The sequence below is a fragment of the Methylobacterium longum genome, from assembly GCF_022179385.1.
Lineage (GTDB): Bacteria > Pseudomonadota > Alphaproteobacteria > Rhizobiales > Beijerinckiaceae > Methylobacterium > Methylobacterium longum.
In genome coordinates this window covers 173,238-179,239 of sequence record NZ_BPQS01000009.1, presented here as the reverse complement: position 1 = coordinate 179,239, position 6,002 = coordinate 173,238, and the positions used below count along the sequence as shown (strand labels likewise).

Annotated in this window: 7 protein-coding genes and 1 pseudogene; 5 read left to right on the top strand and 3 right to left on the bottom strand. The window is 70.2% G+C overall.

Annotation, left to right across the window (positions count from 1 at the left end; translation table 11 throughout):
* Nucleotides 1-170 (bottom strand): annotated as a pseudogene (locus MFF58_RS11430) (Holliday junction branch migration DNA helicase RuvB); the annotation flags it as partial.
* Between the two features lie 247 nt (nt 171-417).
* Here MFF58_RS11430 and MFF58_RS11425 point away from each other — a divergent pair.
* Nucleotides 418-642, top strand: coding sequence for a hypothetical protein (locus MFF58_RS11425; protein ID WP_238287375.1), 225 nt, complete (start codon nt 418-420; stop codon nt 640-642).
* A gap of 161 nt (nt 643-803) precedes the next feature.
* Nucleotides 804-1,211 (top strand): hypothetical protein, encoded by a 408-nt coding sequence (locus MFF58_RS11420; protein WP_238287374.1) that lies wholly within the window; start codon nt 804-806, stop codon nt 1,209-1,211.
* Here the strand turns inward: MFF58_RS11420 and MFF58_RS11415 are convergent.
* Nucleotides 1,186-1,539, bottom strand: a complete 354-nt coding sequence (locus MFF58_RS11415) for a hypothetical protein (RefSeq protein WP_238287371.1) — start codon at nt 1,537-1,539, stop codon at nt 1,186-1,188. The genes MFF58_RS11420 and MFF58_RS11415 overlap by 26 nt on opposite strands.
* A gap of 72 nt (nt 1,540-1,611) precedes the next feature.
* Here MFF58_RS11415 and MFF58_RS11410 point away from each other — a divergent pair, with 72 nt between their 5' ends.
* Nucleotides 1,612-2,505: a GGDEF domain-containing protein gene (locus MFF58_RS11410; protein WP_238287369.1), complete on the top strand. Its 894-nt coding sequence runs from the start codon at nt 1,612-1,614 to the stop codon at nt 2,503-2,505.
* A gap of 212 nt (nt 2,506-2,717) precedes the next feature.
* Nucleotides 2,718-3,404, top strand: coding sequence for a LuxR C-terminal-related transcriptional regulator (locus MFF58_RS11405; protein WP_238287367.1), 687 nt, complete (start codon nt 2,718-2,720; stop codon nt 3,402-3,404).
* Between the two features lie 37 nt (nt 3,405-3,441).
* Here the strand turns inward: MFF58_RS11405 and MFF58_RS11400 are convergent, their stop codons facing one another.
* Nucleotides 3,442-4,701 (bottom strand): DNA topoisomerase IB, encoded by a 1,260-nt coding sequence (locus MFF58_RS11400; protein WP_238287365.1) that lies wholly within the window; start codon nt 4,699-4,701, stop codon nt 3,442-3,444.
* A gap of 175 nt (nt 4,702-4,876) precedes the next feature.
* Here MFF58_RS11400 and MFF58_RS11395 point away from each other — a divergent pair, with 175 nt between their 5' ends.
* Nucleotides 4,877-6,001: a glycosyltransferase family 4 protein gene (locus MFF58_RS11395; protein ID WP_373323324.1), complete on the top strand. Its 1,125-nt coding sequence runs from the start codon at nt 4,877-4,879 to the stop codon at nt 5,999-6,001.
* Nucleotide 6,002: the final 1 nt, after the last annotated feature.

The following is a 6,002-nucleotide window of genomic DNA, read 5'->3' as shown; positions in this document are numbered from 1 at the left end:
AGCGCCTGCCCGGTCCGGCGCGCCGCCTCGATGAACACCTGCATGTTCGCCCGCGCCGCACGCTGCCCGATAAACTCGGACAGGCTCAGCGGACGGATCGTCTGGTCGGCGTCCTCAGCGCGCTTCTCCGGCGTCAGGAGCGCGTTGGTCGGGGGCTTCGGCTTGCTCATGAACCCTTGCTGCGTGGACCGAACCTGACAGGCCCTCGATGGGGCGTTCCGGAACAGCGCGGGCCGCCCCGGGCGCCAGCGCATCCGGTTTTGTTCTTCCTTACCCGCGAAAGGCGGGAAAACTAAGCACGGCGACCGCCCTGCGAGCGGACACACCATCCACCGCGAACGATGAAACCGAAATGGCGGCCCGTGCATTCATGAAGCGATCCCCAAGCACGGCCGCAGAGCGCTTCTCCCCGATATGATGATTTCATTGAAAGCCGCAGGCGTGGCCGGCATCGCCGTGTTCGCCACCTTCGCCGCCCAGGCCGCGAACGGCCCAGCGGAGACCAAGGTCGCCGAGGCCAGCCCGCAGGTCCACACCGCGGCGGTCGAGCGCGACGACGACGCCACCTGCAGTCGGGCGCGCCGCCGCTTATGGATCGAGGGCGAGGGCTGGGTGGTTCGGCGGATCACGACCTGCCGCTGAACGCACCGCCGCGGGATCGCCGTCGCACCCGCCCGTCTCCTGGGCACAACCGAAGACTTACGCAATCTCCGCAGCTGCCGTTCCGGAACGGCCGGTGTTCCGGTCCGTTCCCCTGCATCCCGCGCGATCTGCTCGCGCCGACGCGCACCGGAGCGGTTTCCATGGTGACCCGGACGACCCTGACGCTTCTCGCCCTGACCCTGGCGGCGCCGGTCTCGGCGGAAACCGTCCATCGGCAGCACCCGTACGGCCCGGCTTTCAGGGGTGCAGCTTACGGGGGCCCGGCGTACGGGGGCTATGACGGCTTCGGCGGCGAGTTCGTGCGCGGGTCCTATATCGGCGCCCCCCTGACCCGCGTGCCCCGGCCTTCCGAGATCGTACCGTCTCCGTGGAGCTACGGGACCTACGGGGTTCCGACCGTCTCGGGGATCGCGGCGCCGCCCGCGGCGGCACCGACGCTCACCGTCATCAATGCGGCTGTCCCCCACGGGCGCAACCGGGTCCGGAGCCTCGAGGAGGGTCAGACGGCGGGCGCCCGGGTGATCACGGTTCAGGTTCCCCGTCGCTGATCGCGGCATACCAGTCGGCATAGGACGTGTTGCGCGCCAGCCTGCGGTTGAGGTCGGGCGCGCCGTCGTCCCACCAGACCGGACCGCGCTCGCCCAGGGCGACCTTGGCCGCATCGACGTTCGCCCTGGCCGCGGCGAGGGCGGGCCCCGCTCCGGTTCCACCCTCACGCTCCGCGCGCTTCGCGGCCTGAACAGCGCGGCGGGCCGTCATCAGCTGGACGACGAGTTCTTCCCGGCGCTCGGGCGACAGCGCGGGATTGGCGCTGCGCCAAAAGCGCCCGCGAACGACGATGTAGCGCCGGTCTGGCGTCGTCGTGGCGACCTTCATATTGGAATAAGCCCGTTGGTGGTGGGTTAAGTCTTCTGACTTAGACCGCGGATATCAGATCCGGGTCGCGCCATGCAGATCGTCATCGTCGATTCGAGCCGCGTCGTGCTCCAGATCATCGCCTCGCTGATCGAGCCGCGGGGCCATGCCGTGCACCCGTTCACGGATTCCGCGCAGGCGCTCGCCTTCCTCGCCGCGACGCCCGCGGTGCGCGTCCTGATCACGAGTCTCGAGGTTCGGCCCCTGTGCGGCCTCGAACTCTGCTGGGCGGCACGCCTGCTCGCCGAGGAACGCGGACCGCTGCACGTCATCACGATGTCGTCCGCCCGCAACGTCCGCAGCCTGGCCGAGGCCCTCGACAGCGGCGCCGACGACTTCATCGAGAAGCCGCCGAGCGCCGAGGAACTGAATGCCCGCCTCCGCGCGGCCGAGCGCCTGACGACCATGCAGGAGGAGTTGATCCGCCTCGCTGAGACGGATCCGCTGACCGGTTCCTACAACCGGCGCGCGTTCTTCAACCGGGCACGCAACGCGGCGGAACAGCACCGCCGACCCGGTGGAATCTCGGCAATCCTCCTCGACATCGATTATTTCAAGCACATCAACGACGAGCACGGCCACGACGTCGGCGACGTCGCCATCAAGGCCGTCGCCCAGTTGATCGCCGGCGAGGGCATCGCCGGCCGCCTGGGCGGCGAGGAATTTGCGGTGGTGCTGCCCGGCTGCGGCATCGGCGACGCGGCCGCGCGGGCCGAGCGTCTGCGCGCGGCCATCCAGAGGCAGCGCATCCGCGGCGCGCACGGCACGATCCGGCTGACCTGCAGCTTCGGCGTCAGCACCTGGATCAACGGCGACAGCGTCGAAGCCCTGGTCAAGCGCGCCGACATCGCCCTCTACGCGGCCAAGAGCGGCGGCCGCAACCGGGTGGCGTCCTATCCGGGCGACGCCCTGGCTGTCGCGAGCTGACACAGCCGCGCCGTCCCAAAACGGCACAGTCGCGGCGGGCGGATCGCCGGGCTGTCTCAGATCGGCCCTCCAAAACGATCAGTATCCCGAAGATTGGGTCGAATCAGCCGATATCAAGCTTAATATTCGCGAACCTTCGCTGGAACGAATCTTGGAACTTCGACTTCGAGCCCGGTCACTTGTATCAAGCCGGGAGAGAGAGGTGCGAGGTCATGAGTACGGCCGTTGGCGTTCTGATCCTGGATGAACCGCAAGACCTGAGCGCGACTGTTCGCGCCACATTGGAGCACATGCCCGAGCTCCACACGATCGGCGAAGCGGACCTGGAAAGAGCCGATACCGCCAGCACCGTCGCGCTGATCTTTCTCGACGAGATCCGGCTCGCGGATGGAATCGCCCGCATCGTCGGACTGAAGGAGCGCCAGCCCAACCTCCGTACGCTGGTGGTGTTCGGCGCGCTGACCGCGGACGATCTTCGCGCCCTGCTGGCCGTAGGAGCCGACGCGTTCGTGGCGCGCTCGAAGTCGCCTCGCGACCTCGGGGCCGCCCTGCTCGCCCTCGCGGAGGGTTCGGATTGCCTGGCGCCGCCGGAGCAGCCCGTCACCCTGTCGAACGAGCCGGCCGACAGCCTGGGCCTCACGCCGCGCGAGGCCGAGGTGCTCCGCTTCCTCAGCTCCGGCTTCAGCAACAAGGAGGTTGCCCGGCGTCTGGCTCTCAGCGTGCGGACCGTCGAGACCCATCGTCTCAACCTGCGCCGCAAGACCCAGACGGGCCGGTTGAAGGACCTGGTCTCCCTCGCTCGCCAGCTCGGTCTGGCACCCGTGGTCGAGAGTGGCGAACAGGTCCGGCGCGGCACCGACAGCCGGACGTCGAACGGCGACAACCAGTCCCGTCACTGACGAACATCTCGGGCAGCCCCATGGGGCTGCTCCGTCCTCAGGCCGCGCCGGCCCGGGTCTCGGCTCGCGTCTCGGCCCGGGCCTCCGGCACGAGCTCCCCCGTCGCGGGGGGACGCGCTCGGGAGCCGGCCGCCTTGGCGGATGTCCGACCGCGCGGCTTCTTGCCTGTCCCACCGCTCTTCGCGGCGGGCTTCACCCGCTTCCCGGCCCGGGCCTCGTCCTCGGCTGCGGCCAACCGCACCTGAAGCAGGCCGAGAACCGCCGCCTCTTCGGGACGCAGGCTGGAGAGATCGTTGCTCAGCTCGGATTCGACGGCATCCTTCACCTGGAGGAGCAGCCCGCCCTCCAGATAACAGTCGAGCACCTGGGGATGAATGTAGCACTTGCGGCAGATCGTCGGCGTGTTGCCGAGGCGGCCCGCGACGCTCTCGATCGCCGTCCGGATGTTCCGCTTAGCACCGGCTGCGCTGTCGAAGGTCTCGAACTCGCGCAGCGCCAGCGCCGCCAGCACCGTCCCGGCCCAGGTGCGGAAGTCCTTGGCCGTGAAGTCCTCGCCGGCGATCTCGCGCAGGTAAGCGTTCACGTCCGAAGAGGTGACGTCGCGCTGCGTGCCATCCGTGTCGATGTACTGGAACAGTTCCTGGCCCGGCAGGTCCTGGCAGGCCTTCACGATCCTGGCGACGCGCCGGTCCTTGAGGGCCACGTTCCAGACCTTGCCGCTCTTGCCCTTGAACCGGAACGTCAGGGCCGCGCCGTCGACCCGCACGTGGGGGTCGCGCAGGGTGGTGAGCCCGTAGCTCTTGTTGGTGCGGGCGTAATCGTCGTTGCCGACCCGGATCAGCGTGGTCTCGAGAAGGTGGACGACGGTGGCCAGCACCTTGTCGCGGGAGAGTCCCGGGCCCTTCATGTCGCTGTCGACGCGCTGGCGGATGGCCGGCAGCGCGTTCGCGAAGGCCATGATCCGCGAGAACTTGTTCGCCTCTCGCGCCTGCCGGAAATCCGGGTGGTAGCGGTACTGCTTCCGGCCCTTGGCATCCCGGCCCGTGGCCTGGATGTGCCCGTTGCTGCGGGGGCAGATCCAGACATCCGTGTAGGCCGGCGGCACCGCCAGCGACCGGATGCGGGCCAGCGCGGCCTTGTCCCGCAGGGGCGAACCCTTCGCGTCGAGATAGCGGAACCCGGTGCCGCTGCGCTTGCGCGTCAGGCCGGGCCGACTGTCGTCGACGTAGACGAGCCCGGCTTCCTCGGCCGCGGCACGGAGAGTTCCACCGTTTTCAGCCGTCTCGACAACCGCCATGGCCTACCCCTCCGGTATACGCCGCCGGGCGTCCGGTCCCGGCAAGAAGGCCTTGGTCAACCTGCCGCCCGCAGCGCCGTTCCGGACCTGCGCATCGGTCGCAGGATGCAGCGCCGCGTCGTGCTAGAGGAGCCTCATGGATTCCGCGCCCGTACCCGATAATCTGCCCAGCCCGATGCGCCGCCTGGTTTTCGTGGTGACAGAGGACTGGTTCTTCGCCTCGCATTTCCTGCCGATGGCGCGGGCCGCGATCGGGATGGGCCTCTCGGTGGCCGTCGTCACCCGGGTGCGGGACCACCGCGCGGCCATCGAGGCGACGGGCGCCCAGGTCGTCGCCCTGGAGGCGGAGCGGGCGAGCCTCAACCCGATGGCGGCCGGCTACGCAGCCGGCCAGCTCGCCGGGATCCTGAAGGCGCTCAAGGCCGACATCGTCCACTGCATCGCCCTGCGGGGCATCCTGGTCGGCGGCACGGCCGCCGCCATGGCGGGCATCCCCGCCCGGGTCTATGCCCTGACCGGGCTCGGCCTCGTCGGCGCTCGGACCGACCGGATCGGAAGCGCGGCGCGCCTCGCCCTGCGGACGCTGATCCGCGGTCCCCTGGCGTCGCGAGGAACGCGCTTCCTGTTCGAGAACCCCGACGACGCCCGCGCCCTCGGGCTGGATCCACTGGAACAATCGGTCACGGTTGTCGGCGGCGCCGGGGTCGATCCGGTGCGTTTCGCCCCGAGCCCCCTGCCGACGCTGCCGCCCTTGCGGGTGGCGGTGGTGGCCCGGATGCTCTGGTCCAAGGGGATCGACGTCGCCGTGGAGGCGGCCCGCCTCGCCCGCGCGCAGGGCGCTCCGGTCGAACTCGCCCTGTACGGCGCGCCAGATCCGTCGAACCGCCGCTCGATCGCCGAGGCGGCGCTGCGCGACTGGAGCCGCGACGGTGTCGCGTGGCACGGACCGACCGAGGACGTATCCGCCGTTTGGGCCGGCCATCACGTCGCCTGTCTCCCGTCCCGGGGCGGGGAGGGGCTGCCGCGCACGCTGCTGGAGGCGGCCGCATGCGGTCGGGCGCTCGTCGCCTCCGACGTCCCAGGCTGCCGTAGCCTCGTGCGCGACGGCGTCGAGGGCCTGCTGGTCCCGCCCGACGACGCGCCGGCCCTGTCCCGCGCCCTGGTCCGCCTGAGCGGCGACCCGGCGCTCTTGGCCGCCCTCGGCGCGGCCGCGCGGACGCGAATCGAGACCGGCGGCTTCACCGAGGCGGCCGTCACCGACGGCGTCCGCGCGGTCTGGCGCGATCTGCTGGACGCCTGAC

Bases quoted from the DNA above. Each gene is read 5' to 3' on its own strand.
- MFF58_RS11425 (WP_238287375.1), top strand. From the start codon at position 418: ATGATTTCATTGAAAGCCGCAGGCGTGGCCGGCATCGCCGTGTTCGCC.
- MFF58_RS11420 (WP_238287374.1), top strand. From the start codon at position 804: ATGGTGACCCGGACGACCCTGACGCTTCTCGCCCTGACCCTGGCGGCG.
- MFF58_RS11415 (WP_238287371.1), bottom strand. From the start codon at position 1,539: ATGAAGGTCGCCACGACGACGCCAGACCGGCGCTACATCGTCGTTCGC.
- MFF58_RS11400 (WP_238287365.1), bottom strand. From the start codon at position 4,701: ATGGCGGTTGTCGAGACGGCTGAAAACGGTGGAACTCTCCGTGCCGCG.
- MFF58_RS11410 (WP_238287369.1), top strand. From the start codon at position 1,612: ATGCAGATCGTCATCGTCGATTCGAGCCGCGTCGTGCTCCAGATCATC.
- MFF58_RS11405 (WP_238287367.1), top strand. From the start codon at position 2,718: ATGAGTACGGCCGTTGGCGTTCTGATCCTGGATGAACCGCAAGACCTG.
- MFF58_RS11395 (WP_373323324.1), top strand. From the start codon at position 4,877: ATGCGCCGCCTGGTTTTCGTGGTGACAGAGGACTGGTTCTTCGCCTCG.